The organism is Olivibacter ginsenosidimutans (assembly GCF_039542865.1).
In the GTDB taxonomy this organism is placed as follows: domain Bacteria; phylum Bacteroidota; class Bacteroidia; order Sphingobacteriales; family Sphingobacteriaceae; genus Olivibacter; species Olivibacter ginsenosidimutans.
On the sequence record NZ_BAABIQ010000013.1, the window covers coordinates 1 to 1250 of the forward strand.

Here is a 1250-nt window from a genome sequence, read left to right on the forward strand (position 1 = left end):
TGGAATTGCAACTTAAAGTAGGAGACTTTTTTATGCTGCCAATCTATCTTTTTCTAGCAGCATCTCTTCAATCTGTTTGGGTGTCTTATAGCCCAGAGCAGAATGAGTTCTTTTGGTGTTATAAAATCCTTCAATGTATCCAAAGATCTCCAATTTAGCTGACTGCTGATCCATGAATTTTCTATGATAGACCATTTCAGCCTTTAATGTCTTGAAAAAGCTCTCAGCAACTGCATTGTCCCAGCAATTCGCTTTTCTGCACATGCTTTGAAGTATCTTGTTTTCTACAATTACCTCCCTGAATTCATCGCAGGCATATTGGATCCCTCTATCCGAATGGAAGATAAGTCCATCTTTGACACCCCTGTTTTTAATAGCCATCCTGATGGCTTCTACAGAAGTGTTTTTAGCGGTCATATCAGTACTCAAAGACCATCCGATGACTTTTCTGTCCGCCAGATCAATGACGGTTGTTAGATAAAGCCACCCTTTGTCAGTATGGATATAGGTAATGTCGCCAACCCATTTCTGTGACAGGGCATCCGCTGAAAAATCTCTTTGGAGGAGATTTTCAGCTATCCCATAGCTATGTCCGGAATCTGTGGTCACCCTATATTTTTTCTTAACCTTACTTCGTATCCCATGTTTCTTCATCAACCTTGCAACGTAGCTTCTTGATACTATTTCACCTTTTTTGTGCAGCTCTGCGGTTATCCGTGGGCTGCCATAGATATACTTACTGTCGCTGTGTACCTGCTGTATTTTATCCACAAGTGCTTTACTTCGTTGTTCCCTGGGGGATTCGGGGAAAACCAGCCAACGGTAAAAGCAACTGCTACTAACGTTCAATACTTCGCACATCTTCTCTACGGAATATACTTCTCGGTTCGCCTTTATGAACCGGTATATGGACCGTCTCCCCTGGAGAAGATGGCTATGGCCTTTTTTAATATATCTCGTTCTAATTCTGTATCTCTTAACTTTTTACGTAAAACCCTCAGCTCATGTTCCTCTTTACTGATCTTAGGATTGTCAGGTAAAACCTTATTCCCATTATAACGTGGATTTCTACGCCATTTACTCAGTAAACTGGGGTCTATGGCTAATTCCTTAGCTACATCGGCTACAGATCCCTTAACAACGCTCAAATCGACCGCCATGATCTTAAACGAATCATCAAATTTTCTATGCATCTCTACAAATTTAAAATTACTCCTTAAATCTGTCTCGCTCTAAAGGTAGCAACTCCA

Annotated in this window: 2 protein-coding genes; both read right to left on the reverse strand. The window is 40.9% G+C overall.

Translation table 11 applies throughout. The features are described 5' to 3' along the window. Positions 1-30 precede the first annotated feature (30 nt). Positions 31-966, reverse strand: coding sequence for an IS3 family transposase (locus ABD930_RS08690; protein ID WP_345231334.1), 936 nt, complete (start codon positions 964-966; stop codon positions 31-33). After that, a complete protein-coding gene (locus tag ABD930_RS08695; protein WP_345231333.1) occupies positions 894-1193 on the reverse strand; it encodes a transposase in 300 nt (99 codons plus the stop codon). The genes ABD930_RS08690 and ABD930_RS08695 overlap by 73 nt, the downstream gene beginning before the upstream one ends. Positions 1194-1250: the final 57 nt, after the last annotated feature.

Excerpts from the sequence above, each read along its gene's own strand:
- ABD930_RS08695 (WP_345231333.1), bottom strand. The coding sequence starts at position 1,193 with ATGCATAGAAAATTTGATGATTCGTTTAAGATCATGGCGGTCGATTTG.